Source organism: Pseudomonas sp. R32 (assembly GCF_009866705.1).
In the GTDB taxonomy this organism is placed as follows: domain Bacteria; phylum Pseudomonadota; class Gammaproteobacteria; order Pseudomonadales; family Pseudomonadaceae; genus Aquipseudomonas; species Aquipseudomonas donghuensis.
Genome location: NZ_CP019396.1, coordinates 1673334 through 1698668 on the forward strand (window position 1 = coordinate 1673334; position 25335 = coordinate 1698668).

The 25335-nt window shown below is 64.2% G+C and carries 32 protein-coding genes; 25 read left to right on the forward strand and 7 right to left on the reverse strand.

All coding sequences use genetic code 11. The features are described 5' to 3' along the window. Positions 1-37: 37 nt before the first annotated feature. The 7 genes from PspR32_RS07670 (at position 38) to PspR32_RS07700 (ending at position 5425) form a co-directional block, all read left to right on the forward strand. The gene (locus PspR32_RS07670) at positions 38-1153 is read left to right on the forward strand and encodes a protein-glutamate methylesterase/protein-glutamine glutaminase (protein ID WP_036994331.1); all 1116 of its coding nucleotides are present in this window, start codon (positions 38-40) and stop codon (positions 1151-1153) included. Then, the gene (locus tag PspR32_RS07675; protein ID WP_010225031.1) at positions 1153-1893 is read left to right on the forward strand and encodes a flagellar motor protein; all 741 of its coding nucleotides are present in this window, start codon (positions 1153-1155) and stop codon (positions 1891-1893) included. The genes PspR32_RS07670 and PspR32_RS07675 overlap by 1 nt, the downstream gene beginning before the upstream one ends. A 3-nt stretch (positions 1894-1896) precedes the next feature. Next, a complete protein-coding gene (gene motD, locus PspR32_RS07680) occupies positions 1897-2784 on the forward strand; it encodes a flagellar motor protein MotD (RefSeq protein WP_010225033.1) in 888 nt (295 codons plus the stop codon). 45 nt (positions 2785-2829) lie between these two features. After that, the gene (locus PspR32_RS07685) at positions 2830-3618 is read left to right on the forward strand and encodes a ParA family protein (protein WP_010225035.1); all 789 of its coding nucleotides are present in this window, start codon (positions 2830-2832) and stop codon (positions 3616-3618) included. Then, complete coding sequence (locus PspR32_RS07690; RefSeq protein WP_159388279.1) at positions 3618-4487, forward strand: CheW domain-containing protein; 870 nt, start codon at positions 3618-3620, stop codon at positions 4485-4487. The genes PspR32_RS07685 and PspR32_RS07690 overlap by 1 nt, the downstream gene beginning before the upstream one ends. A 64-nt stretch (positions 4488-4551) precedes the next feature. Then, entirely contained in the window at positions 4552-5031 is a 480-nt protein-coding gene (locus PspR32_RS07695) for a chemotaxis protein CheW (protein WP_010225041.1), read from the forward strand. Between the two features lies 1 nt (position 5032). After that, the gene (locus tag PspR32_RS07700; RefSeq protein WP_010225042.1) at positions 5033-5425 is read left to right on the forward strand and encodes a DUF2802 domain-containing protein; all 393 of its coding nucleotides are present in this window, start codon (positions 5033-5035) and stop codon (positions 5423-5425) included. 76 nt (positions 5426-5501) lie between these two features. Here the strand turns inward: PspR32_RS07700 and PspR32_RS07705 are convergent, their stop codons facing one another. Together PspR32_RS07705 and fliK are read right to left on the reverse strand one after the other, a co-directional pair. Then, positions 5502-5834, reverse strand: a complete 333-nt coding sequence (locus PspR32_RS07705) for an EscU/YscU/HrcU family type III secretion system export apparatus switch protein (protein WP_010225044.1) — start codon at positions 5832-5834, stop codon at positions 5502-5504. Continuing rightward, positions 5831-7399: a flagellar hook-length control protein FliK gene (fliK, locus tag PspR32_RS07710; RefSeq protein WP_159388280.1), complete on the reverse strand. Its 1569-nt coding sequence runs from the start codon at positions 7397-7399 to the stop codon at positions 5831-5833. Before fliK ends, PspR32_RS07705 begins: the two co-directional genes overlap by 4 nt. 163 nt (positions 7400-7562) lie before the next feature. On the opposite strand from fliK, the gene ccmA reads away from it, so the two are divergent. From ccmA to PspR32_RS07770, 12 genes are read left to right on the forward strand one after another with little or no spacing between them, the layout of a single operon-like run. Further along, a complete protein-coding gene (gene ccmA, locus PspR32_RS07715; RefSeq protein ID WP_010225047.1) occupies positions 7563-8195 on the forward strand; it encodes a cytochrome c biogenesis heme-transporting ATPase CcmA in 633 nt (210 codons plus the stop codon). Beyond that, positions 8192-8860: a heme exporter protein CcmB gene (gene ccmB / locus PspR32_RS07720; protein WP_026001415.1), complete on the forward strand. Its 669-nt coding sequence runs from the start codon at positions 8192-8194 to the stop codon at positions 8858-8860. Before ccmA ends, ccmB begins: the two co-directional genes overlap by 4 nt. A gap of 43 nt (positions 8861-8903) precedes the next feature. Beyond that, a complete protein-coding gene (locus PspR32_RS07725) occupies positions 8904-9680 on the forward strand; it encodes a heme ABC transporter permease (protein ID WP_010225049.1) in 777 nt (258 codons plus the stop codon). Then, on the forward strand, positions 9677-9853 hold the full coding sequence (ccmD, locus tag PspR32_RS07730; protein ID WP_010225050.1) for a heme exporter protein CcmD: 177 nt from the start codon (positions 9677-9679) through the stop codon (positions 9851-9853). Before PspR32_RS07725 ends, ccmD begins: the two co-directional genes overlap by 4 nt. Further along, a complete protein-coding gene (gene ccmE / locus PspR32_RS07735) occupies positions 9850-10308 on the forward strand; it encodes a cytochrome c maturation protein CcmE (RefSeq protein WP_010225051.1) in 459 nt (152 codons plus the stop codon). Before ccmD ends, ccmE begins: the two co-directional genes overlap by 4 nt. Before the next feature lie 11 nt (positions 10309-10319). Continuing rightward, complete coding sequence (locus tag PspR32_RS07740) at positions 10320-12293, forward strand: heme lyase CcmF/NrfE family subunit (protein ID WP_174242323.1); 1974 nt, start codon at positions 10320-10322, stop codon at positions 12291-12293. Further along, entirely contained in the window at positions 12290-12823 is a 534-nt protein-coding gene (locus PspR32_RS07745) for a DsbE family thiol:disulfide interchange protein (RefSeq protein ID WP_010225053.1), read from the forward strand. The genes PspR32_RS07740 and PspR32_RS07745 overlap by 4 nt, the downstream gene beginning before the upstream one ends. After that, positions 12820-13296, forward strand: coding sequence for a cytochrome c-type biogenesis protein (locus PspR32_RS07750; protein WP_010225054.1), 477 nt, complete (start codon positions 12820-12822; stop codon positions 13294-13296). Before PspR32_RS07745 ends, PspR32_RS07750 begins: the two co-directional genes overlap by 4 nt. Next, on the forward strand, positions 13289-14491 hold the full coding sequence (ccmI, locus tag PspR32_RS07755; protein WP_010225055.1) for a c-type cytochrome biogenesis protein CcmI: 1203 nt from the start codon (positions 13289-13291) through the stop codon (positions 14489-14491). Before PspR32_RS07750 ends, ccmI begins: the two co-directional genes overlap by 8 nt. A gap of 10 nt (positions 14492-14501) precedes the next feature. After that, positions 14502-14915 (forward strand): hypothetical protein, encoded by a 414-nt coding sequence (locus PspR32_RS07760; protein WP_010225056.1) that lies wholly within the window; start codon positions 14502-14504, stop codon positions 14913-14915. A gap of 47 nt (positions 14916-14962) precedes the next feature. After that, on the forward strand, positions 14963-15901 hold the full coding sequence (locus PspR32_RS07765; RefSeq protein WP_159388281.1) for a 2-hydroxyacid dehydrogenase: 939 nt from the start codon (positions 14963-14965) through the stop codon (positions 15899-15901). Positions 15902-15948: 47 nt separating this feature from the next. Next, complete coding sequence (locus tag PspR32_RS07770) at positions 15949-16356, forward strand: GFA family protein (RefSeq protein WP_036994338.1); 408 nt, start codon at positions 15949-15951, stop codon at positions 16354-16356. Here the strand turns inward: PspR32_RS07770 and PspR32_RS07775 are convergent. After that, positions 16349-17242 carry a LysR substrate-binding domain-containing protein gene (locus PspR32_RS07775; RefSeq protein WP_159388282.1) on the reverse strand — a complete coding sequence of 298 codons (894 nt, stop codon included), beginning with the start codon at positions 17240-17242 and terminating at the stop codon, positions 16349-16351. The two genes, PspR32_RS07770 and PspR32_RS07775, sit on opposite strands and share 8 nt — an antisense overlap. A gap of 153 nt (positions 17243-17395) precedes the next feature. On the opposite strand from PspR32_RS07775, the gene PspR32_RS07780 reads away from it, so the two are divergent. The 4 genes from PspR32_RS07780 (at position 17396) to PspR32_RS07795 (ending at position 20082) form a co-directional block, all read left to right on the forward strand. Continuing rightward, positions 17396-18328 (forward strand): DMT family transporter, encoded by a 933-nt coding sequence (locus PspR32_RS07780; protein WP_010225060.1) that lies wholly within the window; start codon positions 17396-17398, stop codon positions 18326-18328. 120 nt (positions 18329-18448) lie between these two features. After that, positions 18449-18787: an FKBP-type peptidyl-prolyl cis-trans isomerase gene (locus tag PspR32_RS07785; RefSeq protein WP_036994339.1), complete on the forward strand. Its 339-nt coding sequence runs from the start codon at positions 18449-18451 to the stop codon at positions 18785-18787. A 16-nt stretch (positions 18788-18803) separates the two neighbouring features. Continuing rightward, a complete protein-coding gene (locus PspR32_RS07790) occupies positions 18804-19214 on the forward strand; it encodes a hypothetical protein (RefSeq protein WP_010225064.1) in 411 nt (136 codons plus the stop codon). A 205-nt stretch (positions 19215-19419) separates the two neighbouring features. Then, positions 19420-20082, forward strand: coding sequence for a hypothetical protein (locus PspR32_RS07795; RefSeq protein ID WP_010225066.1), 663 nt, complete (start codon positions 19420-19422; stop codon positions 20080-20082). 3 nt (positions 20083-20085) lie between these two features. Here the strand turns inward: PspR32_RS07795 and PspR32_RS07800 are convergent, their stop codons facing one another. The 3 genes from PspR32_RS07800 to PspR32_RS07810 all read right to left on the reverse strand — a co-directional run bounded on the left by PspR32_RS07800 (position 20086) and on the right by PspR32_RS07810 (position 22486). Further along, positions 20086-20772 carry a hypothetical protein gene (locus PspR32_RS07800; RefSeq protein WP_100783418.1) on the reverse strand — a complete coding sequence of 229 codons (687 nt, stop codon included), beginning with the start codon at positions 20770-20772 and terminating at the stop codon, positions 20086-20088. Continuing rightward, entirely contained in the window at positions 20769-21518 is a 750-nt protein-coding gene (locus PspR32_RS07805; protein WP_159388283.1) for a hypothetical protein, read from the reverse strand. The genes PspR32_RS07800 and PspR32_RS07805 overlap by 4 nt, the downstream gene beginning before the upstream one ends. 65 nt (positions 21519-21583) lie before the next feature. Then, entirely contained in the window at positions 21584-22486 is a 903-nt protein-coding gene (locus tag PspR32_RS07810) for a LysR family transcriptional regulator (RefSeq protein ID WP_026001418.1), read from the reverse strand. Between the two features lie 105 nt (positions 22487-22591). Here PspR32_RS07810 and PspR32_RS07815 point away from each other — a divergent pair, with 105 nt between their 5' ends. Continuing rightward, positions 22592-23833, forward strand: coding sequence for a D-amino acid dehydrogenase (locus PspR32_RS07815; protein ID WP_159388284.1), 1242 nt, complete (start codon positions 22592-22594; stop codon positions 23831-23833). A 35-nt stretch (positions 23834-23868) separates the two neighbouring features. Beyond that, the gene (locus tag PspR32_RS07820) at positions 23869-24780 is read left to right on the forward strand and encodes a transporter substrate-binding domain-containing protein (protein ID WP_100783420.1); all 912 of its coding nucleotides are present in this window, start codon (positions 23869-23871) and stop codon (positions 24778-24780) included. A 99-nt stretch (positions 24781-24879) separates the two neighbouring features. Here PspR32_RS07820 and PspR32_RS07825 read toward each other — a convergent pair whose 3' ends face one another. Continuing rightward, the gene (locus PspR32_RS07825; RefSeq protein ID WP_010225080.1) at positions 24880-25317 is read right to left on the reverse strand and encodes an Lrp/AsnC family transcriptional regulator; all 438 of its coding nucleotides are present in this window, start codon (positions 25315-25317) and stop codon (positions 24880-24882) included. Between the last annotated feature and the right edge of the window lie 18 nt (positions 25318-25335).

A 25335-nucleotide genomic window follows, 5' to 3' on the forward strand; every position in this document is an offset into this window, starting at 1 on the left:
GCGCGGCGCATATGCCGCGCCCCCTAATGGAGTGTTTATGGCAGTCAAGGTCCTGGTGGTGGATGATTCCGGTTTCTTCCGCCGCCGTGTCTCGGAAATTCTTTCAGCGGACCCGACTATCCAGGTCGTCGGTACCGCGACCAACGGCAAGGAAGCGATCGACCAGGCGCTGTCGCTCAAGCCCGACGTCATCACCATGGACTATGAAATGCCCATGATGGATGGCATCACCGCTGTGCGTCACATCATGCAGCGTTGCCCGACCCCGGTGTTGATGTTCTCCTCGCTGACCCATGAGGGCGCCCGCGTTACCCTTGACGCCCTGGATGCCGGTGCGGTCGATTACCTGCCGAAAAACTTCGAAGACATCTCGCGCAACCCCGAGAAGGTCAAGCAACTGCTGTGTGAAAAGGTTCATACCATTTCCCGCAGCAACCGTCGTTTCAGCGCCTACGCCAGCCCCGCGCCAGCCCCGGCACCGAGCCCCCAGCCGAGCGTCAGCAGCCTGGGCAGCACGCCTGCGCCACGCGCCGCAGCCCCGGCACGTGCCAGCGCAGCGGCGGCCAGTGCGTCGCCAGCGCCCAAGCGCAAGCCGTACAAGCTGGTGGCCATTGGCACCTCCACCGGCGGCCCGGTGGCCCTGCAGCGGGTTCTGACCCAGCTGCCGGCCAATTTCCCGGCGCCGATCGTATTGATCCAGCACATGCCGGCGGCCTTCACCAAGGCCTTCGCCGAACGCCTCGACAAGCTGTGCAAGATCAGCGTCAAGGAAGCCGAGGACGGCGACATCCTGCGCCCGGGCCTGGCCCTGCTGGCCCCGGGTGGCAAGCAGATGATGGTCGATGGTCGCGGCACGGTGAAGATCCTGCCGGGCGATGAGCGCCTGAACTACAAGCCGTGCGTGGACATCACCTTTGGCTCGGCGGCCAAGTCCTACGGCGACAAGGTGCTGTCGGTGGTGCTCACCGGCATGGGCGCCGATGGCCGCGAAGGCGCGCGCCTGCTCAAACAGGGCGGCAGCACGGTGTGGGCCCAGGATGAAGCCAGCTGCGTGATCTATGGCATGCCCATGGCCATCGTCAAAGCCAACCTGGCAGACGCGGTGTACAGCCTGGACGAGATCGGCAAGCACTTGGTCGAGGCCTGCGTCTGATGGATGTCTTGAGCCTAATCGGGATCATCCTGGCATTTGTCGCCATCGTTGGTGGCAACTACCTCGAAGGCGGTCACCTGTCGGCGCTGCTCAACGGTCCGGCGGCGTTGATCGTGCTTGGCGGCACGCTGGCGGCAGCCTTGCTGCAATCGCCGATGAGTGCCTTCAAGCGTGCGCTGCAGATTGTGCGCTGGATTATCTTTCCGCCGCGGGTCGACCTGGCCGGCGGCATCGACCGGGTGGTCAACTGGTCGCTGACCGCGCGCAAGGAAGGCCTGCTGGGCCTTGAAGGGGTGGCCGATGCCGAGCCGGACCCGTACGCGCGCAAAGGTTTGCAGTTGCTGGTCGATGGCGCTGAACCCGAGGCCATCCGCAGCATCCTCGAGGTCGACTTCTACACCCAGGAAAGCCGCGATGTGCAGGCTGCCAAGGTGTTCGAAAGCATGGGCGGCTATGCACCGACCATCGGTATCATCGGTGCGGTGATGGGCTTGATCCACGTGATGGGCAACCTCGCTGACCCGTCGCAGTTGGGCAATGGCATTGCCGTGGCCTTCGTCGCCACCATTTATGGTGTCGCCAGTGCCAACCTGATCCTGCTACCGATCGCCAACAAGCTCAAGGCCCTGGCCCTGCGCCAGTCGCGCTACCGGGAAATGCTCCTGGAAGGTTTGCTGTCGATCGCCGAAGGCGAGAACCCGCGCTCGATCGAGCTGAAGCTTCAGGGCTTCATGGAGTAACACATGGCGCGCCGTCGACAACCCGAAGAGCATGAAAACCACGAACGCTGGCTGGTGTCCTATGCCGACTTCATCACCTTGCTGTTCGCCTTCTTCGTGGTCATGTATTCGATTTCCTCGATCAACGAGGGCAAGTACAAGGTCATTTCCCAGGCCTTGATCGGCGTGTTCAACGACCCCGAGCGAAGCATGAAGCCGATCCCCATCGGCGACGAGCGCCCGCTCAGCGTCAAGCCGGCCGAGCCGTTGATCAAGGACAGCGAGCAGGTCGATGCGGGCCTGGCGCAGGCCAGCAGCGACCCCCTCAAGACCATCACCGATGATGTGCGCGACGCCTTCGGCGACCTGATCAAATCCGACCAGATGACCGTGCGCGGCAACGAGCTGTGGGTCGAGATCGAACTCAATTCCTCGCTGCTGTTCGGCAGCGGCGACGCCATGCCCAGCGATGTGGCGTTCAACATCATCGAGAAGGTGGCGAGAATCCTCAAGCCGTTCGCCAACCCGGTGCATGTCGAAGGCTTTACCGATGACCTGCCGATTCGTACCGCGCAGTACCCGACCAACTGGGAGCTGTCGTCGGCGCGGGCGGCGAGTATCGTCCGTCTGCTGGCCATGGAAGGGGTGAACCCGGCGCGCATGGCCTCGGTCGGCTATGGCGAGTTCCAGCCGATTGCCGCCAACGACTCTGCCGAAGGCCGCGCGCGTAACCGACGGGTGGTGCTGGTGATCTCGCGCAACCTGGAGGTTCGCCGCAGCCTGACCGGTACTGGCAGCGCCAATGCCACCCCGGATGCGGCCATGAAGCGGGCTGGCACACAAACTGCACCGGCAGCGGTAGCACCGACGGTGGGCGACAATCGCGTCAATTCCCCGTCACCGACCCTATAACCGATCCCGGCAGGGCAGGCTGCCGTACCGGGAGGAAGCAACGCAATGAGAGTCTGGGCAGTAGCCAATCAAAAAGGTGGAGTCGGCAAGACCACCACGTCCATCGCCCTGGCCGGCCTGCTGGCCGAGGCGGGCAAGCGCGTGGTTGTCGTCGACCTCGACCCGCACGGGTCGATGACCAGCTATTTCGGGCATAACCCCGATGCGCTGGAGCACAGCTGCTACGACCTGTTCCTGCACAAGGGCACGGTGCCCGAAGGCTTGCCCGGGCAATTGCTGCTGCCGACCAGTGACGAGAAGATCTCGCTGTTGCCGTCGAGCACCGCCCTGGCCGTGCTCGAGCGTCAGTCGCCGGGCCAGAGTGGCCTGGGCCTGGTGATCGCCAAGTCTCTGGCGCAGCTGTGGCAGGATTTCGACTACGCCATCATCGACAGCCCGCCATTGCTCGGCGTGCTGATGGTCAACGCCCTGGCGGCCAGCCAGCAACTGGTGATCCCGGTGCAGACCGAGTACCTGGCGGTCAAGGGCCTGGAACGCATGGTCAGCACCCTGGCGATGGTCAACCGCTCGCGCAAGCAGGCCTTGCCCTATCACATCGTGCCGACCCTGTTCGACCGCCGCACCCAGGCCTCCATGGGCACCTTGCGGGTGCTGCGCGACGCCTACCCCGAACATATCTGGCAGGGCTACATCCCGGTCGACACGCGCCTGCGTGATGCCAGCCGGGCCGGGCAGACGCCGTCGCAATTCGATGGCAAAAGCCGCGGCGTGGTGGCCTACCGTGCGTTGCTCAAGCACCTGCTGACGCAGAACCTTGCCTTGCAGGTGGCCTGATGAATCGCCCTCAACAGCTTGCCAGCCGGCCACAACTGGCCTTGCAGAGCTACCTCGATGGCTTGCTGCAGGAGGCCACCGAAGAACTCGACGAGGTGCTGCCGGTATCGGTCGAGCCGGACGAATTCCAGGCGGCGGTACGTGAAGAGCAGGCCCGTGATGCCCAGGTTGCGGCCCAGGCGGCGGTGACGCCTGCGCCACGGCCATTTGCCGAACCGCCGCGGCCGGTGTTGCCGCTGACCTTGCCGCCGGTGGTCGAGCCGGTAGTCGAGCCCGTAGTCGAAGCGCCCCAGCCGCTGGCCGAGGTTGCCCAGCTTGCGCCGGTCGAGCCGCTGGTGGACGTGCACCTGCCGCCAGCCCCCAATCAACCGGTACCGCCGGCCACTATCGACGGCCGTCCGGCCTGGGCCGCCGAGCCGTTCGAATGCCTGTTGTTCGACGTCGCGGGGCTGACCCTGGCGGTACCGCTGGTGTGCCTGGGCTCGATCTACTCGCTGGCTGGCCACGAATTGACACCGTTGTTCGGCCAGCCGGACTGGTTCCTCGGCATCCTGCCCAGCCAGAGCGGCAACCTCAAGGTCCTGGACACCGCCCGCTGGGTCATGCCCGACCGTTATCGGGATGACTTTCGCCAGGGCCTGCAGTACGTGATTTCGGTTCAGGGCTACGAATGGGGGCTGGCGGTGCATCAGGTCAGCCGCTCGTTGCGCCTGGACCCCAACGAGATCAAATGGCGCAGCCAGCGCGGCCAGCGGCCATGGCTGGCCGGTACCGTAATCGAACACATGTGCGCGCTGCTCGACGTCGCCGAACTGGCCGAGTTGATCGCCAGTGGCGCAGTCAAGCAGCTGCACGACAACCATAAATAATCGGCCGCATCTGCCGCGACCGCACTGAGCACACCGCCGATGGCGGATTTTGAGGGATAGGGGAATGAAAAAATCGTCTGCACAAGGTTCCGAAGATCCGATCCTGCAGTGGGTGACCTTCAAACTGGACAACGAGTCCTACGGCATCAACGTGATGCAGGTGCAGGAAGTCCTGCGCTACACCGAGATCGCCCCGGTCCCGGGGGCCCCGAGCTACGTGCTGGGCATCATCAACCTGCGCGGTAACGTGGTTACCGTGATCGACACCCGCCAGCGCTTTGGCCTGCTGTCCAGCGAGATCACCGACAACACCCGTATCGTCATCATCGAGGCCGACAAGCAAGTGGTCGGCATCCTGGTCGACAGCGTTGCCGAAGTGGTTTACCTGCGTCAGTCGGAAATCGAGACCGCACCGAATGTCGGCAACGAGGAATCGGCCAAGTTCATCCAGGGCGTGTGCAACAAGAACAACGAACTGCTGATCCTGGTCGAGCTGGACAAGATGATGACCGAGGAAGAGTGGTCCGAGCTGGAGAACATCTGAGTTGATCCTTGAGGTTGCAGTCATATTTCTGGCGCTGCTGTGGGCGGTCAGCCTGTGGTTCTTCCTGAACTACAGCAAGCGCCAGCGTGAGCTGGCCGCGCAACAGGCCCAGGGCGATGCCGTGCGCGACCAGCGCATCAAGGACCTGGGCAAACGCCTGGACGACTACCAGAACGGCAGCGTGCGCATGGGCGAAGCCTTGCACGAGCTGCGGGCGGTGGTTGCCCCCTTGCCGGACAAGCTCCTGCAACTGGAGCAGCGTGACCCCAACAGCCTGTCGTTCGCGCAAGCGGCGCGGCTGGTGGGCATGGGTGCCAGCGTCGATGAACTGACCCAGTCCTGTGGCTTGACCCAGGCTGAGGCGGAGTTGATGAGCAAGTTGCACCGCAGCTGAGGGTTGCAGTGAATTGATCGCGGGGCAAGCCCGCTCCTACGGTACGTGTAGGAGCGGGCTTGACCCGCGATGCTTTTCAGGGCCCCGGCAATCTCAGGTCGGTAGGGGTGATATCGCGCTCCTGCGGGCCCTCGTCAACAAAGCCCACCGGCACCTTGCCCTTGAGCTGCCAGGCAAAGGCGATGATTTCGGCAATGGTCAGGTACAGGGCCTCGGGAATCTGGTCGCCTAGCTCCATGCGCGCTAACAGGCGCACCAGTTCGGCGTTCTCGTAGATCGGTACTTCGTGCTCGCGGGCAATCGCCAGGATTGCCTCGGCCAGCTCGTCGTCGCCCTTGGCACTGAGGGTCGGGGCCTGCTGGCCGTCATAGGTCAGGGCAATGGCCTGGCGTGGGCTTTTATCAATCATGCTTGTTCATCCACCCAGCGTTGTTCCAGGTGCGTGCGTGGTCCTTGGGGCGGTGTGCCGTGATGGCACTGCAGTTCGCCGACGTTCAGGCCGCGCGCCAGCAGACGCTCGCGCAAGTGGCCGAGCTGGCTTTCGATCAGCTGCGCGGTGCTCGGCAGTTCGGCCCACAGCTGGCTGGACAGGCTGCCTTGGCTGATTTGCGCCTGCACTTGCAGTGGCCCCAGCGGATGCAGGTCGAAAGACAGCTCGATGCGCCAGAGCATCTCCAGCGGGTCGCGGCGCTCGCGCTCCGGGTCGCTTTGCTGCTCCGGGGTTTCTTCGCGCTGCAGTTTCATTTGCAGGGGCATGAAGTCCTGACCGGTGCGCAGCGGGATTTCCAGTTGCCAGGTGGTCTGCAGGTTGCCATCGGCGGTGGTGCCGGTCTGTTCCAGGCTTGCCAGCTGATGGCTTTGCAGGCGCGAGATGGTTGCAGCGGCCAGGCGCAGCAAATGCTCAAGGTCACCTTCACCGTCCTGGCTCTGCAGCAAGCGCGAGGGCAGGGGAAAGCCACCGGGATGTGGCCGCGGGCTGACCTGGCCGAGCATGCCCAGGGCATTGCGGACCATGCCGGGCATCACCTGGGCCAGGGTGCTGGCGGCAGCGCCCGGATTGAATGTGGCGTTGCCGGGCAGCCCCGGCAACAGTTGCGCCACTAGGCGCACCACCTGGGCCTTGAGGTCGGGGGCAAGCGCGGCTGGCAGCCCGGCCAGCAGCTTGGCCTCAAGAAACACGCCGCTGTTGCTCAAGGCCTGTGCCAGGCCCTTGGGGTCGCTGAGCTGGCGCACATCCGGCAGGCTGGCCAATAGTTTATCTACCGTGGCGCGCAGTTCGTTGGGCTGGCTGTTGTCGCGTGGCAGCTGTTGCAGGGTATTGAGCAAACCCTGCAGGGACGCTTGGCGACTTTGCTGGGTGCTTAGCTGCTGGCTGATCGCCAGTTGCTCCTGGCGCCCGCTGAGCGGTACGAAGCTCAGTGATTGATCACTCTGCACCCGAGCGCTGAGCAAGCTGCCTACTGGCAATGGGCGCGGGCTGTCGATGGCCAGGGTAGCGCCGGCCTGGGGGCCGCCGAGCAGGGTTACCAGCGAGCGGAACTGCGCCAGTTGGCCGGCGTTCTGCGGCAGTGCCTGGCTTGTCAGCACCTTGCCTTGCAGCAGGGAGCCCACCGGCAGTTCGCGGGTGTCGATGCGGGTCAGGGTGGCCACGTTGCTGGCAATGGCCTGCTGCACGCTGATGGTCAGGTTGGCGCTGCTGCTCTGGCTCACCGTCAGCTGGCTGCCCTGGGCCAGGGGCAGGGTGCTGCTGGCCTGGACGTTGGTCTGCTTGCCGTTGTCCAGGGTGAGCTTGAGCAGCATCTGGAAGTCCTGACCGACCTGGCGCAGGGTCAGCACTTCGGCCTTGGCGGTTTCGCCCGGGGCCAGCAGCGCCTGTTGCGGCTGCAGCAGGCGCAACAGTTCGGCGGTCATTGCCGCGCGTAGCGGCGGGTTGGCCGGGATCAGTGCAGCTAGGTTATTGATTTCGCCTGTCATCCGCTCGCAACCTGTTGAAATAGCCCTCTTTACAGTAGGACATCACATGTATAATGCCGCCCGATCTTTGGCGATCAGCGCGGCCGGGCCACATCGTCGTTGCCAGTATAACGGCAAGGCCGGGACCGACTTGAGACAGGCATCCCAAGCATAAGGCGAAACCGTGACCCCTCATCTCCAAGCCGTGGGCCTGGCCTGCGAGCGCGACTGGCGAATGCTCTTCGAAAACCTCGAGTTGCACCTGGGCGCAGGCGACATGCTGCAGATCAGCGGCCCCAACGGCAGTGGCAAGACCAGCCTGCTGCGCCTGATGGCCGGCCTCATGAGCCCGACGGCCGGGCAGATCCGCCTCGATGGCAAACCGCTGGCCGAGCAGCGCAACGAGCTGGCGCGCATCCTCTTGTGGATCGGCCATGCCGCCGGTATCAAGGACGTGCTCAGCCCCGAGGAAAACCTCGCCTGGCTCTGCGCCCTGCATCGCCCGGCAGCGCCTGCGGCAATCCGCGAGGCCCTGGACGCGGTCGGGCTGCGTGGCTTCGAAGACGTGCCTTGCCATACCCTGTCGGCCGGCCAGCAACGCCGCGTGGCCCTGGCCCGCCTGTACCTGGACAGCCCGCCGCTGTGGATTCTCGACGAACCCTTCACCGCCCTCGACAAGCAGGGCGTGGCCCAGCTTGAAGCGCACCTGGCCGCCCATTGCGAGCAGGGCGGCATGGTCGTGCTGACCACCCACCACACGCTGGAACGCAAACCGTCCGGTTACCGTGAACTGAACCTGGGGCAGTGGGCCGCATGAGTGTGTTTGTGCTGTTGTTGCGCCGTGAAGCGCGTCTGTTGTGCCGACGTCCCGCCGAACTTGCCAACCCGCTGGTGTTCTTCGCCATCGTCGTCGCCCTGTTCCCGTTGGCGGTCGGTCCTGAGACTCAATTGTTGCAAACCTTGTCTCCGGGACTGGTCTGGGTGGCAGCGCTTTTATCGGTTCTGCTCTCGCTGGACGGGCTTTTCCGCAGTGATTTCGAGGATGGCTCGCTCGAACAGTGGGTCCTTTCGTCGCACCCCCTGCCTCTTCTGGTGCTGGCGAAAGTGCTGGCACACTGGGCCTTTTCCGGCCTGGCACTGGTATTGTTGGCACCCTTGCTGGCACTGATGCTAGGTTTGCCTGCTGCTTGCCTGCCGGTACTGCTGGCATCGCTTTTGCTCGGTACCCCGGTACTGAGCCTGTTGGGCGCCGTGGGTGCGGCTCTGACAGTCGGTTTGAAACGTGGCGGCCTGCTGCTGGCGCTACTTATTTTGCCGTTATATATCCCGGTATTGATCCTGGGCAGTGGCGCCTTGCAGGCGGCATTGCAAGCTATGCCGGCGACCGGTTATCTGCTCTGGCTTGGCAGCCTGACCGCCCTGGCAGTAACTCTGGCACCCTTTGCAATAGCGGCTGGCCTGAAGATCAGCGTCGGCGAATAATGAGGTCTGGGCACTGCCCAGCAAAGACCCTGGATGTACCGTGATGAAAAGCAGCGCAATCAGCTGGACGTGGTTTCACAAACTGGGTTCACCCAAATGGTTCTATTCCATCAGCGGGCGGATGCTGCCGTGGCTGGCGATTGCCGCCCTGCTGCTGATCGGCGTCGGCATGGTCTGGGGCCTGGCCTTCGCGCCGCAGGACTACCAGCAAGGTAACAGCTTCCGGATCATCTACATCCACGTGCCGGCGGCGATGCTCGCCCAGTCCTGCTACGTGATGCTGGCGGTGGCCGGTGTGGTGGGCCTGGTCTGGAAGATGAAAATAGCCGACGTTGCCCTGCAGTGCGCGGCGCCCATCGGTGCCTGGATGACCGCCGTGGCGCTGGTTACCGGCGCCATCTGGGGCAAGCCGACCTGGGGCAGCTGGTGGGTCTGGGATGCGCGACTGACGTCGATGCTGATCCTGCTTTTCCTGTACTTCGGTCTCATTGCCCTGAGCCATGCAATCAGTAATCGTGAGAGCGCGGCCAAGGCCTGCGCGGTGCTGGCCATTGTCGGGGTGATCAACATTCCGATCATCAAGTATTCGGTGGAGTGGTGGAACACCCTGCACCAGGGCGCCACCTTCACCCTCACCGAAAAGCCGGCGATGCCCGCCGAAATGTGGCTGCCGCTGCTGCTGTCGGTGTTGGGCTTCTACTGCTTCTTCGGCGCCGTGCTGTTGCTGCGCATGCGCCTTGAAGTGCTCAAGCGCGAGGCGCGCGCCAGCTGGGTCAGGGAGGAAGTAATGAACAGCCTGGGTCGGGAGATGGCGCGATGAGCTTTGCCTCCTTCAGTGATTTTCTCGCCATGGGCCATCACGGCCTGTACGTCTGGTCAGCCTACGGCATCTGCCTGCTGGTGCTGGCCTTCAACGTCGCCTCGCCGGTATTGGCCAAGCGTCGTTACCTGCAAGAACAGGCGCGCCGTCTGCGCCGGGAGAACAAACCGTGAATCCGCAGCGTAAAAAGCGTCTGTTCATCATCCTCGGCCTGCTGGCCGGCATCGGCGTCGCCGTGGGCCTGGCCCTGAGCGCCCTGCAGCAGAACATCAACCTGTTCTACACCCCGACCCAGATCGCCAACGGCGAAGCACCGCTGGACACCCGCATCCGCGCCGGCGGCATGGTCGAGAAAGGTTCGCTGCAACGCTCTGGCGACTCGCTGGACGTGCGCTTCGTGGTCACCGATTTCAACAAGTCGGTGCCGATCACCTACCGCGGCATCCTCCCGGACCTGTTCCGCGAAGGGCAGGGCATCGTCGCCCTGGGCAAGCTCAATGCCGAAGGCGTGGTGGTGGCCGATGAAGTGCTGGCCAAGCACGACGAGAAGTACATGCCGCCGGAAGTCACCAAGGCCCTCAAGGAAAGCGGCCAGGCCGCCGCCACCGACGCCGGAGCCAAGCCATGAATGCGGCACTGATCATTCCTGAACTGGGCCAGCTGGCGATGATCCTGGCGATCTGCTTCGCCTGCGTCCAGGCCAGCGTTCCGTTGCTTGGCGCCTGGCGTGGCGACAGCCTGTGGATGGGCCTGGCGCGCCCGGCGGCCTGGGGCCAGTTCGCCTTCCTGGCATTTGCCTTCGCCTGCCTGAGCCACGCCTTCATGACCGACAACTTTTCGGTCGCCTATGTTGCCAACAACTCCAACAGCGCCTTGCCCTGGTACTTCAAGTTCAGCGCCGTGTGGGGCGCCCACGAAGGCTCGCTGCTGCTCTGGGCGATGATCCTCGGCGGCTGGACCTTTGCCGTGTCGATCTTCTCCCGGCAATTGCCACAGGTGATGCTGGCGCGGGTGCTGGCCGTCATGGGCATGATCAGCGTCGGCTTCCTGTCGTTCCTGATCATCACCTCCAACCCGTTCAAGCGCCTGCTGCCGCAGGTACCGAGCGACGGCGCCGACCTCAACCCGCTGCTGCAGGACATCGGCCTGATCGTCCACCCGCCGATGCTGTACATGGGCTACGTGGGCTTCTCGGTGGCTTTTGCCTTCGCCATTGCCGCCTTGCTTGGCGGCCGTCTGGACGCCGCCTGGGCCCGCTGGTCGCGGCCCTGGACCATCGTCGCCTGGGCCTTCCTCGGTATCGGCATCACCCTCGGTTCCTGGTGGGCGTACTACGAACTGGGCTGGGGCGGCTGGTGGTTCTGGGACCCGGTCGAGAACGCCTCGTTCATGCCCTGGCTGGTCGGCACCGCGCTGATTCACTCGCTGGCGGTCACCGAGAAGCGCGGCGTGTTCAAAAGCTGGACGGTGCTGCTGGCCATCGCGGCCTTCTCCTTGAGCCTGCTGGGCACCTTCCTGGTCCGTTCCGGGGTATTGACCTCGGTGCATGCCTTTGCCTCGGACCCCGAGCGCGGCATCTTCATCCTGATCTTCCTGTTGTTCGTGGTCGGTGGTTCGCTGACCCTGTTCGCCCTGCGCGCACCGGTGGTCAAGAGCCAGGTCGGCTTTGCCCTGTGGTCGCGGGAAACCCTGCTGCTGGCCAACAACCTGGTGCTGGTGGTGGCGGCTTCGATGATCCTTCTGGGCACCCTGTACCCGTTGATCCTCGACGCCCTGACCGGGGCCAAGCTGTCGGTCGGCCCGCCGTACTTCGATGCGCTGTTCATCCCGTTGATGGCGCTGCTGATGGTGGTAATGGCGGTGGGCGTGATCGTGCGCTGGAAAGACACCCCGAGCAAATGGCTGCTGGGCATGCTCACCCCGGTGCTGATCGCCAGCGCCGTGCTGGCGCCGATCGGCGGCCTGCTGGTGGATGATTTCGACTGGCAGGTGCTGACCACCTTCGCCCTGGCCGCGTGGATCATCCTCGCCGGTGCCCGCGACATCCTCGACAAGACCCGCCACAAAGGCCTGTTCAAGGGCCTGCGGGGCTTGAACCGCAGCTACTGGGGCATGCATGTCGCGCACCTGGGGCTGGCGGTGTGTGCCCTGGGCGTGGTGCTGTCGAGCAACAACAGTGCCGAACGCGACCTGCGCCTGGCGCCGGGCGAGTCGGTGGAGCTGGCCGGTTACCAGTTCATCTTCGAAGGCGCCAAGCACTTCGAAGGGCCGAACTTCACGTCCGACAAGGGCACCGTACGGGTGATCGAGAACGGCCGCGAGATCAGCGTGCTGCACCCGGAAAAACGCCTGTATACCGTGCAGCAGTCGATGATGACCGAAGCCGGTATCGATGCCGGTTTCACCCGTGACCTCTATGTCGCCCTCGGCGAGCGGCTGGACAACGGCGCCTGGGCCGTGCGGGTGCACGTCAAGCCGTTCGTGCGCTGGATCTGGCTGGGCGGCCTGTTGACCGGCCTCGGTGGCCTGCTGGCGGCGCTCGACGGGCGTTATCGAGTCAAGGTGAAAACCCGTGTGCGTGAGGCACTGGGCATGTCTGGAGCAACTGCATGAAGCGTTGGATCATGGTGCTGCCGCTGGCGGTGTTTCTGCTGGTGGCGGTGTTTCTCTACCGCGGCTTGTTCCTCGACCCGAGCGAACTGCCGTCGGCGATGATCGGCAAGCCGTTCCCGGCCTTTGCCCTGCAATCGGTGGACGGCAAGCCGCTGACCGAAGCCGACCTGCTCGGCAAGCCGGCGCTGGTCAACGTCTGGGCCACCTGGTGCCCGTCGTGCAAGGTCGAGCACCCGTACCTGAACAAGCTGGCCGAGCAGGGCGTGGTGATCCACGGGGTCAACTACAAGGATGACAACGCCGCCGCTCTCAAGTGGCTGGCCGAGTTCCACAACCCTTACCAGCTGGATATCCGCGACGAGCAGGGCAGCCTGGGCCTGGACCTTGGGGTGTACGGCGCGCCGGAAACCTTCCTGATCGACGCCAAGGGCATCATCCGCTACAAGCACGTCGGCGTGGTCGATGCCAGCGTCTGGCGCGAGCAACTGGCGCCGCAATACCAGAGCCTGGTCGATGAGGCCAAGCCATGAAGCGCTGGCTGGCAGCCGCTGTGCTCGGCCTGAGCCTGGCCGGGGTGACCCAGGCGGCGATCGACACCTATCAATTTGCCGATGAGGCCGAGCGCGCCCGTTATCACGAGCTGACCAAGGAACTGCGCTGCCCCAAGTGCCAGAACCAGGACATCGCCGACTCCAACGCGCCGATTGCCGCCGACCTGCGCCGGGAGATCTTCCGCATGCTCGGCGAAGGCAAAAGCAACCAGCAGATCGTCGACTTCATGGTTGATCGTTACGGCGACTTCGTCCGTTACAAGCCGGCCTTGAGTGCCCGCACCTGGTTGCTCTGGTTCGGCCCCGGCGTGTTGCTGCTGGGCGGCTTTACCGTGCTCGCGCTGATCGTGCGCAAGCGTCGTGGCCAGGCTGGCGCAGGTAACGCCGACCTTTCCCCCGAGGAGCGCGAGCGCCTCGCCAAATTGCTGGACAAAGAACACAACCATGACTGATTTCTGGCTTGCTGCAGGCCTGCTGTTGCTGGTAGCCCTGAGCTTTTTGCTGATCCCGGTGTTGCGCGGCCGTCGTGCGCAGCAGGAAGAAGACCGCACCGCCCTCAACGTTGCCCTGTATCAGGAGCGCGTCGCCGAGCTGGCTGCCCAGCAGGCCGCGGGTGTGCTCGATGCCGAGCAGTTCGGCAAGGGCCGCGACGAGGCCGCGCGCGAGCTGCTGGCCGACACCGAGGGCGCCGAACCGCAACGCCTGGGCCGCCTGGGCAAGCCCTTGCCGCTGCTGGCCGCGGTGCTGGTGCCGTTGATGGGCCTGGGCTTGTACCTGCACTTTGGCGCCAGCGAGCAGGTCGAGCTGACCCAGCAGTTTGCCAAGGCGCCGCAGTCCATGGAAGAAATGACCCGTCGCCTGGAGCTGGCGGTAAAGGCCCAGCCGGATTCGGCCGAAGGCCTGTACTTCCTCGGTCGTGCCTACATGGCCCAGGAGCGTCCAGGTGACGCGGCCAAGGTTTTCGAACGTGCCGTGGCGGTTGCCGGACGTGAGCCGGAGCTGCTCGGGCAGTGGGCCCAGGCGTTGTACTTTGCCAACAACAAGCAGTGGAATGCCCAGACCCAGGCCCTGACCGACGAAGCGCTCAAGGCCGACCCGAACGAAGTCACCAGCCTCGGCTTGCTCGGCATCGCCGCCTTCGAGAGCGAGCACTATCAGCAAGCCATCGGCTACTGGAACCGCCTGCTGGCGCAATTGCCCGAGGGCGATGCGTCGCGGGCAGCGCTGCAGGGCGGGATCGAGCGCGCCAGCGAGAAGCTCAAGGCCGGCGAGGGCAAGGCCGCACCGGCGGTCGCCGAGCAGGCCACGGCACGCCTGAAGGTACGGGTGGAGCTGGCGGCGGCGCTCAAGGACAAGGTCAGGCCCGATGACACCGTGTTCATCTTCGCCCGCGCAAGTGCAGGCCCGCCGATGCCGCTGGCGGCCAAGCGGGTGACGGTGGCCCAGTTGCCGATCGAGGTCGAGCTGAGCGACAGCGACGCGATGATGCCGAACATGAAACTGTCGAGCTTCCCTGAAGTCCAACTGGTTGCGCGCATCTCTCGTGCTGGCCAGCCGACCCGTGGCGAATGGATCGGGCAGGGTGCTCCCCTGGCCAGCAGCACCACCACTGCGCAGCACCTGACCATCGACCGCCCGGACCAGTAAGAGATCGACTATGAACAGCATCGCCCGCCTGACCCTTCTATCCCTGGTTGTGGGCTTGAGTGCATGTACCGTTCATCAGCCCTCCGAACCCACCGCGCCGCCGATCGAGACCCTGCCGCCGGGCCCGAGCACCAAGCCTGCGCCCAAGCCGGGCGCGGTGCCGAGCAAGCCAGCCGTGACCCCGGTGCCCAAGCCGGTGCAGCGCACTTCACCGAGTTTTGCGCCACCGCCCGGTGGCGCCAGCCACTGGGACCCGCGCCTGGGCGTGTACGTGCTCGATGGCAAGCCCAACACTTTCTACCGCCAGCGCACCTACTACCGCTGGAACAACGGCTGGAGCTGGTCGACCAACCTCAACGGCCCGTGGCAGGAAACCGACAGCAGTGGCGTGCCGGGCGGCCTGGGCCGGGCTTTCGCCCAGTAGCCTGAAGTCCGCATAATGCCCCCTCGCGAATAGCCCGGGGGCATGGCATGACACAGACGGTATTGGTGCTGGTAGAAACGGTCGACGACTACCTGCCGCTCTTGGAGAACAACGGTTTTCGCCTGATTCGCGCGCAGACCCCGGCCTTGCGCGCCGAGGCCATTGCCCGCCATGGCGGGGAGATCGACGCGGTACTGACCCGTGGTCCGCTGGGCCTGTATGCCGACGAGATCGACGCCTTGCCGGCACTGAAGATCATCTGCGTGATCGGCGCCGGCTACGAGCAGGTCGACCTGACAGCGGCTGCTGCGCGCGGCATCACCGTGACCAATGGTGCCGGCGCCAATGCCACGGCGGTCGCTGACCATGCCATGGCCTTGCTGTTGGGGGTGGTGCGCGACATTCCCCGCGCTGATGCCGCGATTCGCCGTGGTGAGTGGAACCGGGTGATCAGTCCGTCGGTCAGCGGCAAGCGCCTGGGGATCCTCGGTTTGGGCGCAGTCGGCCTGGCGATTGCCAAGCGCGCGGCGCAGGGCTTCGAGATGCAGGTGAGTTACCACAACCGAAATCCGCGTACCGATGCCGCTTATTACTACTGCGACAGCCCCTTGGCATTGGCCCGCGCATCGGACTTTCTGATCGTCGCCACCCCGGGCGGCGCCCATACCCGCCAGTTGGTCGACAAACCGGTTCTTGAAGCCCTTGGCGCGGACGGCTTTCTGGTCAACATCGCCCGTGCCAGCGTGGTCAATACGGCCGATCTGGTCGAGGCCTTGGCGTCGGGGGTGATTGCTGGCGCGGCGCTGGATGTGTTCGATCAAGAGCCCGCAGTACCTGATGCCTTGAAGGCCTTGGGCAATGTGGTGCTGACCCCGCACGTCGCCGGTCAGTCGCCGCAGGCTGCGCGCGATACCGTGCAGTTGGTGTTGAAGAACCTGCAGGCATTCTTTGCCGGCGCGCCGGTGTTGACCCCGGTCTGTGGATAACAGCTGCTAGACTTGCCGGCTACCTCTCCCAGCAAGGAGCCTTGACCATGTCCCTGGAAAAACACGGCCGCTGCCTGTGCGGCGCCGTCAAACTCAGCGTCAGCCTGGAGAAAGCCAGCGTCAACGCCTGCCATTGCAGCATGTGCCGGCAGTGGGGCGGCGGGCCGTTCCTGTCGGTGCATTGCGCTGAGCCGGTGCAGTTCACCCGCGGCCAGCCGGTGTTCCATGACTCATCCGACTGGGCCCAGCGCGGTTTCTGTGGCACCTGCGGCACGCACCTGTTGTACCGGCTGAAATCTGGCAATTTCGATGCGGTGTCGGTCGGTGTGCTGGAGGGCGATACCGACTGGATCTTCGATCTGCAGGTGTATGTCGACAAGAAACCGGGCTACTACTGTTTTGCCAACCGGACCGAGGAAATGACCGCCGCGCAGGTCGAGGCCATGTTCAGCTAAGCGCCAGTAACCATGCCTCGAACACTTGGGCCGCCGGCGAGCGCAGGGCCTGTTTGTCTCGCACCAGGTAGTCGGCTTGCCCGGTGTGCACGACAAACGCTGACACCTGGCGGATCGAACCGGTGTCGATCCGCTCGCGGGCCATGAACTCCCAGCCCAGGCCCACGCCCATTCCCTGCATGACCGCATCGAACACCAGGTTGACCTGGTTGAACGTCACCGCATTTGCCGGCGCCTGGTAGCGCAGGCCCTGATGGGCGAACCAGTCCTGCCAGTCCAGGCAGTTCCAGGCCGAGGCATCCAGTTGGATCAACGGCAAGGTCTGCAACTCGCTGAGTGAATGCACGGCGGGCAGGGCCCGTTTGACGCTGGCAATGGGGTAGATGGTTTCGTCGAACAGCTTGCTGGCCTTGAGCGAGCTCCAGTGGCCGTGGCCGTAGAGAATGCCGAAGTCGTAGTTGCCGATATCGCTCTCGCTGATTTCGTTGCTGGCGTGAATGTTCACCGTCAGCTCCGGGTGCTGCTCGTTGAAGCGCAGCAAGCGCGGGAACAACCAGTACTGGGCCACCGCGTGGGTGCAGATGACGCTGACGTTGCGGCTGCCGTGGCCGCTTTTCAGGCGCAGCACATTGGCCAGCAGGCTTTCGAGCATGGGCTCGACAATGGCGTTGAAGCCGTCGCCTGCCGGCGTCAGGGCAATGCCCCGGGCACGGCGTTCGAACAGCACCGTGCCCAGGTGCTCCTCCAGCACCTTGATCTGTTTGCTCACCGCGCTCTGGGTCAGGTACAGCTCGCTGGCGGCACGGGTAAAGCTGCCGGTGCGCACCACGGCCTCGAAGGCGATCAGGGTGTCCAGTGGTGGCAGGTGACGGCTGAAGCGGCTCATGTGGCGATCCGGTCTGGGGAATGGCTGAATCATAAGGTCGATGCTTTCAGCGTTAAAGGTATTCCTCAGGAGAATGCCTGCATGCCGAATGATCTTTTGTCCAGGCGTTATCCAGGCGGTAGCCTGCGCACTTCTTTGAACAGGAGCAGGCACGTGAAACGGGGTGTGGTCTATGCCGGTACAGCCGGTGCGATGTGGGGGCTGGTGCTGATGGTGCCGCAGCTGTTGCCGGAGTTCAGCCCGGTGCTGCTCAGTTGCGCGCGCTTCGTGCTGTTCGGCCTGGTGACGCTGGTGTTGGCGATTCCCATGCGCAAAGCCCTGAAACGTCTGACCTTGAGCGACCTGTGGATGATCGGCCGCCTGGCCCTGATCGGCAACCTGCTGTATTTCATCTGCCTGGTGGCGGCGATCCAGCGGCTGGGCGTGGCGCCGGCGTCGTTGATCGTCGGCGTGCTGCCATTGACCATCACCCTGTATGGCCGCCACGACAGCGGCGGGGTGGCGCTGCGGCAATTGTTGCTGCCGCTGGGCCTGATCCTTGCCGGTATGCTCTGCATCAACCTGCAGACCTTTGCGCTGGAGCCCGGGGCGGTGGCCGACAAGCTTGCCGGTGTGCTCTATGCCCTGGGCGCGCTGGCCTGCTGGACCTGGTACGCGGTGCACAACAGCCGTTACCTCAAGCAGTGCGGGCATTTTGATAGCCATCAGTGGTCGGTGCTCAGCGGAGTGATGACCGGCGTGTTCAGCCTGGTACTGGTGGCGGTGCTGGCGCTGTGGCAGCCGGCCCCGTTGCAGGTCCAGGCGCCGCCTGAGCGTTGGGCGCTGTTCTGGCTGTACAGCCTGGGGTGCGCGGTGTTCGGCTCGTGGCTGGCGGCGGTGTTGTGGAATGCCGCGTCCAAGCGTATGCCGCTGACCCTGAGTGGCCAGTTGATCGTCTTCGAAACCCTGTTCGCTTTGCTCTACGCCTTCATCTGGCGCCAGAGCGGCCCGAGCCTGCTGGAGGGGGCGGCGATTGTCCTGGTGATCGGCGGCGTGTGTTGGTCGATGCGCCAGCATGAGCCGGGCAGGGCGCCAGCGACTGCCTGAGGCCCGTGTGGGAGCGGGTTTGCCCCGCGATGCCATGATGGTCATGGGCCTTGCAAAACCCCGCCAACCCTGCGAAAACGCTGCCCACCAAAGGCATATTCCGCTTCAACGAGGTCAAGCATGAGCAGCGAACTGCAAATCATCGATATCCAGCCAGGCGATGGCAAGGCCGTGGTCAAGGGCGCGCTGATCACTACCCAGTACACTGGCTGGCTCGCCGACGGCAGCGAATTCGATTCTTCCCACAGCCGCGGCAAGCCGTTCCAGTGCGTGATCGGCACCGGCCGGGTGATCAAGGGCTGGGACCAGGGCCTGATGGGCATGCAGGTCGGCGGCAAGCGCAAGCTGCTGGTGCCGGCGCATCTGGGCTATGGCGAGCGCAGCGTAGGCGCGATCCCGCCCAATTCGGACCTGACCTTCGAGATCGAACTGCTCGAAGTCCTTACCCGCGACGATTGATACAGGAGCACCCTGCATGGATGCAGTCATTCAAGAGCAGCCTTCTGGCTGCGGTATTGCCGCCTGCGCCGCCCTGGCGCAGATCGATTATGCCCAGGCCCGGCAGTTGGCCAATTCACTCGGTATTCATGCCGAGGACCCGCAATTGTGGTCCGACGCCACCTACGTACGGCGCTTGCTGAGCCACCTGGGCATTACCGCCAATGCCGAGCAGACCCTGTTCAGCAACTGGCAGGCGCTGCCCAACCGGGCACTGCTGGCGATCAAATGGCGCTTGCACAACGGTCGGCCCTTCTGGCATTGGGTGGTGTTCGTGCGTGAGGCCGGTGAGTGTTACGTGCTGGACTCCAAGAAGGCCCTCAAGCACAACCGCCGGCAGGATTTCGGCCGGATGAAACCGAAGTGGTTCATCGCCATCGGCACCTGACAGCCGTCTTAATTCAGCAACATCACCACGCTACAGTGGCCTCAGGCTCAGGGCCGAGCCTTCAGGGATCGAACCAATCGGCATTCTTGCACTCTGAAGCATGCCCGATTCCATGGACGGAACATCAGACAGGGATCCCCCCGCGGCTTCGGCCGCGGGGTGGCACAGGCGGGTCAGCCTCAACCCTTTTGCTGTGAAGAGCCCTATGAAGTTGCCGTCCCTGTTCATGCGTCACCGTCACGCCGCGTTGTCCCTTGCTCTGCTTGCCGGTGTCGGCCTGCTGGCCGTCGAGGCGGTGGAAAGTCGCGCCGAACCTGTGGACGGTGTGCAGACCCTGGTGTTCCTGCGTCACGCCGAAAAACCCGGCGAAGGCCTGGGGCAGCTCAATTGCCAGGGCCTCAACCGTGCCTTGGACCTGGCCACGCTATTGCCAGAGAAATTCGGCAAGGCCGACTACGTGTTCGCCGCCAACCCGTCCCGGCAGGTTGAAGAGGGCAGCAAGGACGACGCCTACAGTTACATCCGCCCGCTGATGACCATCAGCCCCAGCGCCATCAAGCTCGGCCTGCCGGTCAATATCGACTTCGCTGCCAATGACACCGGCGAGCTGGCCGACGAGCTGCTGCAGGACAAATACCGCAACGCCACCGTCTACACCGCCTGGTCTCACGGCTACCTGCCGGAACTGATCAACAGCGTGGCCGGCAAGGCGCTGGGGGAGAAACGGGTGATCACCGAGGACTGGGACGGCGGCGATTTCGACTCGATGTATGTGCTGACCCTGACCTGGCACGACGGCAAGGCCAGCCTGCTCAGCCGCAACTACAAGCAGGGCCTGAACAACGGCGAGCACACCTGTCCGAGCTGATCCTCAGTTCAGTGCTTCGAACTGGCCCTTGGCTTCGCGCCACTCAAATACCTTGCCCAGGCAATAGCTGCTGGCTTCCAGCAACACCTGGGTGCTGCCGCCCTCGAGCCGCACCTTGAGGGTGTCAATGCCCTGACTGTGGCAATCGGGCAGATCGACCTCGAGGGTTTGCACGCGCTTGCCGCTGGCCTTTTCCATGACCTCGATGGTTTTCACCCGGTCATGGTCATCGGCCAGCGGGATCTGGAAATAGAAGCGCTCGGTGGACGCCGCCTGGGGTAATGACGGGGTGCCGGCAGGCCAGACTTGCTGATGACCGAAGTCAGCCACCAGGCGCAACTCCAGGGGCAACTGCCTGGCATTGGCGTAGGCTGTCCAGGTGCCGAGCATGGGCTCTCTGGCGGCATTGCCATCGGGGTTGTAGAACCTCAGTCGAGCGGTGGGCAAGCCGCCGCTGTCCAGTTCATCCATGAACAACTGGCGGCTGTAGTTCACCGAGCGCTTGAGGCGGATCGGCGTGCGATAGCGATCGTAAAAGTAGAAGCCGTGCTTGTAGTCGTTGGTTTTCTCGATCACCAGGGTGATCGCTTGCGTGCCCAAGGTGCCGTGGTACACCGACTGGTAGGCCTGGGCGCCGAGGCTCAGGCCGAGCAGCCCGACGGCCAGCAGGCACTTGCGTAGTGTGCTCATCGGTTGCGCTCCATGGCTTGCTGCTCAGTCTTGAGCGCGTAGCGATCGCTGTCCGGTTGATAGACGTAGTACTGCACGGCCTTGCCGGCAGCGCCACCGCTGGCCAGTTGGCCCACCGGGGTGGCCTTGAAGTCAATCACGCCATCGCCGTTGAAGTCGGCAAAGCTCAGGCTGGCACTGCCTTGAAAGAACAACGCCAGGTTGTCGATGACCTGCACGGTCTGGCCGCTGGTGCGATCAATGATACTGATGCTATCGACAGTGCCGACGTACTCGCCTGCGCCCTTGTGCGCGTGCACGCGAAATAGCCTGCGCCCGTCCAATGGCAGTTGCAGCAATTGGCCCTGCCAGGACGAATCCTGGCGGTCGCTGAAACGCGTAACACGTTTGAGCTGCAGGGTTTGCCGTTCGCGGGTGCGCAGGTTCACCCGGGCACCGCGCAGCTCGCGGTCATGGGTAAAGACGAAAGGCTGAATCAGCAGTGCGCAGGAGGGCAGGTCAGGGTTGTTCAGGATGTTGATCAGCAGCGGCAAGCGATGGTCGTAGGGCGTGCGCTCAAGCGGGATCAGCCATTGGCGCTGCGGTTCCAGCCAGTAACCCTCGATGGTCTTGTGCTGGGCGTCGTAGGTCAGGGCGACTTCGATTTCGGTGTCGCCCTGGGTGCCCTGATAGACGTGCACGGGCGGCACAGCCAGGACGGCGGCGCTGCTCAGCAGCGTGGCAACGGTAATGAACAGGCGAACCATGCTGCGATCCTTGCAAGGGTAGGGGCGCAAGGATGGGCTGCTTGCCAGCGCTTTTCAAGGCATGGCTAGCGGCTGACCCGGGCGATCTGTTCATGGGCCCGCTCGCTGAATAGCCGCAACAGGTCGTCGAGGGTATGCGGCTGGCTCTCGTTGGCACGGGTCAAGGCATACAGGGTAATGGGCAGGGCGGGATTCAACGGCCGCACCAGCGTTTGCGCCGAGCCCTGGGCGGTAAACGGATCGATCAACGCCAGCCCTGCACCGGCTTCGACCATGGCCCGGGCCAGGGAATAGGTCTGTACGCGGATGCTGATTCGCGGTGCCGGCTCCAGGCTCTTCAGGTAATGGCCGACCTGGGCGGCCAGCGGGTCGCTGCTGCTCAGGCCGATCAACGGCGCATCGGCCAGGGCTTCAACCGCCAGCGGTACGCCCTGGCGGTCTTCGCGCCAATAGCCCTTCGGCGCCAGTGCCACCAGCATGCCATGGGCCAGGGGCTGCACATTCAAGCCGGGATGTTCGGGATGGCGCAAGGTCAGGGCGACGTCGATCTCGCGCATCAGCAACTGCTGCACCAGCTCGCGGCTGTGCAAGCTCGACAGTTCGCACTCGGACTGTGGATGGCGCTCGGCCCACTGGCTGATCACCGGGGGGAACAGCGACAGGGCCAAGGCCGGCGTTGCCCCGATACGCAGGGTCATGCCCGGTTGTCGGCGCAGGCTGGCGGCCAGGCGGCGAACGCCCTCAACGCTGTCGCTGACCTTGTCGACCTCACGTTCCAGCGCCAGGGCCTCCGGGGTGATCTGCAACTTGCCGCGCACGCGCAAAAACAGCGGGAAGCCCAGCTGCGCTTCGGCGTGCTGGAGAATCTTCGACACCGCAGGCTGCGTCACGTGCAGCAACTGCGCGGCGCCGCTGATGGAGCCGGTCTGGCGGATGGCCTGGAACACTTCGATATGACGCAAGCGCATGGGGCGGCCCATAACCTTTGTTTATGCTTTACCCATTTTTATTCATTATCGCCAGGCTGTCACCGGGCCTAGTCTGAAGGCCTTCGGATTGGCGGATGAAAGCACATGGCACAGCGGGTAACGGTGATCGGCGGCGGCGTCATTGGTCTGGCAACGGCCTACGCCCTGGTGCGTGACGGCTTTGCCGTCGACCTGATCGAGGCACGTGACAGCCTTGCCGGCGGCGCCAGCTTTGCCAACGGCGGGCAGTTGTCTTATCGCTATGTCGCACCCCTGGCCGATGCCGGGGTGCCGTTGCAAGCGCTGGGCTGGCTGCTGCGCCGCGACTCGCCACTGAAACTGCGCCCGCGTCTGGACCTGGCGCAATGGCGCTGGATGGGGGCCTTCATGGCTGCATGCCGCAGTTCGGTCAATCGTGCCAATGCCGCACACCTGCTGCGCCTGGCCCTGCACAGTCAGAGCACGTTGATGCAATGGCGCGAGGAAGACGCACTGGATGGGTTCGCCTGGCGGCGTAACGGCAAGTTGGTGACCTTTCGTAACCGCGCAAGCTTCACGCATGCCCGCCAGCACCTGCTCGACCCGCAAGGCCAGCGCGTGCTTGATGGGCAAGAGATCGGCGCGCTGGAGCCGGCCTTGGCCAATGCCCCTTTCATCGGTGGGGTGTTTACCGCCGATGAGGAGGTCGCCGATTGTCACCGCTTCTGCCTGGCCCTGGTCGAGCGCTTGCAGGCGTCGGGGCAATGCCGCATGAGGCTCGGGCAGACGGTGACGCGCATCCGTTACAGCGGCGCGGTGGTGCAGGCGCTGGAACTGGGTGAGCAGGTCTTGCCGGTGGAGCGCCTGGTGCTGTGTGCCGGGCACCGCAGTGCCAGCCTCGGCCTGCCCGGGTTGCACCTGCCAATCTATCCCCTCAAAGGCTACAGCCTGACCGCGCCGATCAAGGCCGGGCAGCAGGCGCCCCAGGTGAGCATCACCGACTATGACCGCAAGATCGTCTATGCCCGCCTTGAAGACCAACTGCGCATCGCCGCCATGGTCGATATCGTCGGCTTTGATGAAGCGCCCGATCCAGCGCGGCTGGCCAGCATGCGCCAGTTGGCCGTGGCGACCTTGCCCGAGGCCGCCGACTACCAACATGCCTGCGAGTGGGCCGGGATGCGTCCGGCAACCCCCAGTGGCGTGCCGTTGCTCGGTGCCACGGCGTACCGCAATCTGTGGCTCAACCTGGGTCATGGCGCCCTGGGCTTTACCCTGGCCTGTGCCAGTGGCCGGCTGCTGGCCGAACTGATAGGCGGCCGTACGCCGTCGATCGACCTGCACGGCCTTACCCCACGGGCGGCCTGAACTGAATAAGAACAACAACCGCAAGGAGTGTCCCGATGTCGATTACCCGTTTGCACCGTCCTGCTCTGCTTGTCCTGTCATTGTGCTTCGCGCAGCCCATTCTGGCCGAAACGCCGCCGCTCACCGGCAGCCTGAAGAAGATCGCCGAATCCGGCAGCATCACCCTCGGCTATCGCGACTCGTCCATTCCGTTTTCTTATGTGGGCGATCACAGCGGCAAACCCATGGGCTATTCGGTCGACCTGGCGGCTGAAATCGTCAAGCACCTGCAGGCCAAGCTGGCAGTGCCACAGCTCAAGGTGCGCTACAACCTGGTGACCTCGCAGACGCGCATTCCACTGGTGCAGAACGGCACGGTCGATCTGGAGTGCGGTACCACCGGGGTCACGGCCGAGCGGCAGAAACAGGTGGATTTCTCGTATGGCTTTATCTTCGTCAAAGGCCAGTTGCTGACCAAAAAGGACAGCGGCATTCAGGGCCTTGATGACCTCAAGGGCAAGAACGTGGTCAGCACCGCCGGCACCACCAATGAGAAGTACCTGAAAAACTACAACCTGGAGCACAACCTTGGCGCCTCGGTGATCAGCGCCAAGGACCATGGCGAGGCCTTCATGATGCTGCAGTCCGGGCGCGCGGCGGCGTTCTACATGGATGATGCGCTGCTGTACGGCGAGCGGGCCAAGGCGCGCAACCCCCATGACTGGGTGGTGGTGGGCGAGGCACAATCGAAGGAGATCTACAGCTGCATGGTGCGCAAGGGCGATGAGGGCCTGCTGGCGCTGGTCAACGAGGCGCTGGCGGATGTCTATCGCAGCGGGCGCATCGAGGGCATCTACAATCGCTGGTTCCAGCAGCCGATCCCGCCCAATGGCCTTAACCTGGAGTTTCCGATGACCAGTGAATTGAAGGGCCTGATTGCCAGGCCGTCGAGTGAGCCGGTGCAGTAACGCCGCCGGCCCTGCAGGGTACACACAACTCCACTGTGGGAGCCGGCCTTGCCGGCGATGAGGCCAGTGCGGTCAGCACAGGATCGAGTGCATACAGCTTCAGGCCATTGGCGGCAAGCGTCGTTTCACCGGGGTCTTCTTGACGATCGCGGTGTTGGTTTCGGCATGGCTGTTGAGCTTGTCCAGCACGGTGTCGAGCTGTTCCATCGAGCGCACGTGCAGGCGCGCGATAAAACAGTCGTCGCCGGTGACCTTGTCGCATTCGGTGAATTCGGGGATGGCCATGATCTGCCGCTCCACCTCCTGCAGTTGCCCTGGCAGCGGCCGCACCCGCACGATCGCCTGCAACTGGTAACCGAAACAGCGCGGGTCGATCTCCACCGTGTAGCCCGTGAGTACGCCACGCTCTTCAAGCCGGCGCAGGCGTTCACTGACGCTGGGGGATGACAGGCCGCTGAGCTGCGCCAGGGCTTTAAGCGATCGCCGCGAGTCTTCCATCAGCGCCTTGATCAACAACTGGTCGATGTCGTCGGTCATACTGGCCTCGTTAGGCAA

Coding starts and splice junctions, on each gene's coding strand:
- ccmD (WP_010225050.1), top strand. CDS start 9,677: ATGAGCTTTGCCTCCTTCAGTGATTTTCTCGCCATGGGCCATCACGGC.
- PspR32_RS07745 (WP_010225053.1), top strand. CDS start 12,290: ATGAAGCGTTGGATCATGGTGCTGCCGCTGGCGGTGTTTCTGCTGGTG.
- PspR32_RS07705 (WP_010225044.1), bottom strand. CDS start 5,834: ATGATTGATAAAAGCCCACGCCAGGCCATTGCCCTGACCTATGACGGC.
- PspR32_RS07805 (WP_159388283.1), bottom strand. CDS start 21,518: ATGGTTCGCCTGTTCATTACCGTTGCCACGCTGCTGAGCAGCGCCGCC.
- motD (WP_010225033.1), top strand. CDS start 1,897: ATGGCGCGCCGTCGACAACCCGAAGAGCATGAAAACCACGAACGCTGG.
- PspR32_RS07790 (WP_010225064.1), top strand. CDS start 18,804: ATGGATGCAGTCATTCAAGAGCAGCCTTCTGGCTGCGGTATTGCCGCC.
- PspR32_RS07770 (WP_036994338.1), top strand. CDS start 15,949: ATGTCCCTGGAAAAACACGGCCGCTGCCTGTGCGGCGCCGTCAAACTC.
- PspR32_RS07825 (WP_010225080.1), bottom strand. CDS start 25,317: ATGACCGACGACATCGACCAGTTGTTGATCAAGGCGCTGATGGAAGAC.
- PspR32_RS07795 (WP_010225066.1), top strand. CDS start 19,420: ATGAAGTTGCCGTCCCTGTTCATGCGTCACCGTCACGCCGCGTTGTCC.
- PspR32_RS07800 (WP_100783418.1), bottom strand. CDS start 20,772: ATGAGCACACTACGCAAGTGCCTGCTGGCCGTCGGGCTGCTCGGCCTG.
- PspR32_RS07670 (WP_036994331.1), top strand. CDS start 38: ATGGCAGTCAAGGTCCTGGTGGTGGATGATTCCGGTTTCTTCCGCCGC.
- fliK (WP_159388280.1), bottom strand. CDS start 7,399: ATGACAGGCGAAATCAATAACCTAGCTGCACTGATCCCGGCCAACCCG.
- PspR32_RS07815 (WP_159388284.1), top strand. CDS start 22,592: ATGGCACAGCGGGTAACGGTGATCGGCGGCGGCGTCATTGGTCTGGCA.
- PspR32_RS07765 (WP_159388281.1), top strand. CDS start 14,963: ATGACACAGACGGTATTGGTGCTGGTAGAAACGGTCGACGACTACCTG.
- PspR32_RS07750 (WP_010225054.1), top strand. CDS start 12,820: ATGAAGCGCTGGCTGGCAGCCGCTGTGCTCGGCCTGAGCCTGGCCGGG.
- PspR32_RS07820 (WP_100783420.1), top strand. CDS start 23,869: ATGTCGATTACCCGTTTGCACCGTCCTGCTCTGCTTGTCCTGTCATTG.
- PspR32_RS07675 (WP_010225031.1), top strand. CDS start 1,153: ATGGATGTCTTGAGCCTAATCGGGATCATCCTGGCATTTGTCGCCATC.
- PspR32_RS07775 (WP_159388282.1), bottom strand. CDS start 17,242: ATGAGCCGCTTCAGCCGTCACCTGCCACCACTGGACACCCTGATCGCC.
- PspR32_RS07760 (WP_010225056.1), top strand. CDS start 14,502: ATGAACAGCATCGCCCGCCTGACCCTTCTATCCCTGGTTGTGGGCTTG.
- PspR32_RS07695 (WP_010225041.1), top strand. CDS start 4,552: ATGAAAAAATCGTCTGCACAAGGTTCCGAAGATCCGATCCTGCAGTGG.
- PspR32_RS07785 (WP_036994339.1), top strand. CDS start 18,449: ATGAGCAGCGAACTGCAAATCATCGATATCCAGCCAGGCGATGGCAAG.
- ccmB (WP_026001415.1), top strand. CDS start 8,192: ATGAGTGTGTTTGTGCTGTTGTTGCGCCGTGAAGCGCGTCTGTTGTGC.
- PspR32_RS07725 (WP_010225049.1), top strand. CDS start 8,904: ATGAAAAGCAGCGCAATCAGCTGGACGTGGTTTCACAAACTGGGTTCA.
- PspR32_RS07810 (WP_026001418.1), bottom strand. CDS start 22,486: ATGCGCTTGCGTCATATCGAAGTGTTCCAGGCCATCCGCCAGACCGGC.
- PspR32_RS07690 (WP_159388279.1), top strand. CDS start 3,618: ATGAATCGCCCTCAACAGCTTGCCAGCCGGCCACAACTGGCCTTGCAG.
- PspR32_RS07685 (WP_010225035.1), top strand. CDS start 2,830: ATGAGAGTCTGGGCAGTAGCCAATCAAAAAGGTGGAGTCGGCAAGACC.
- ccmI (WP_010225055.1), top strand. CDS start 13,289: ATGACTGATTTCTGGCTTGCTGCAGGCCTGCTGTTGCTGGTAGCCCTG.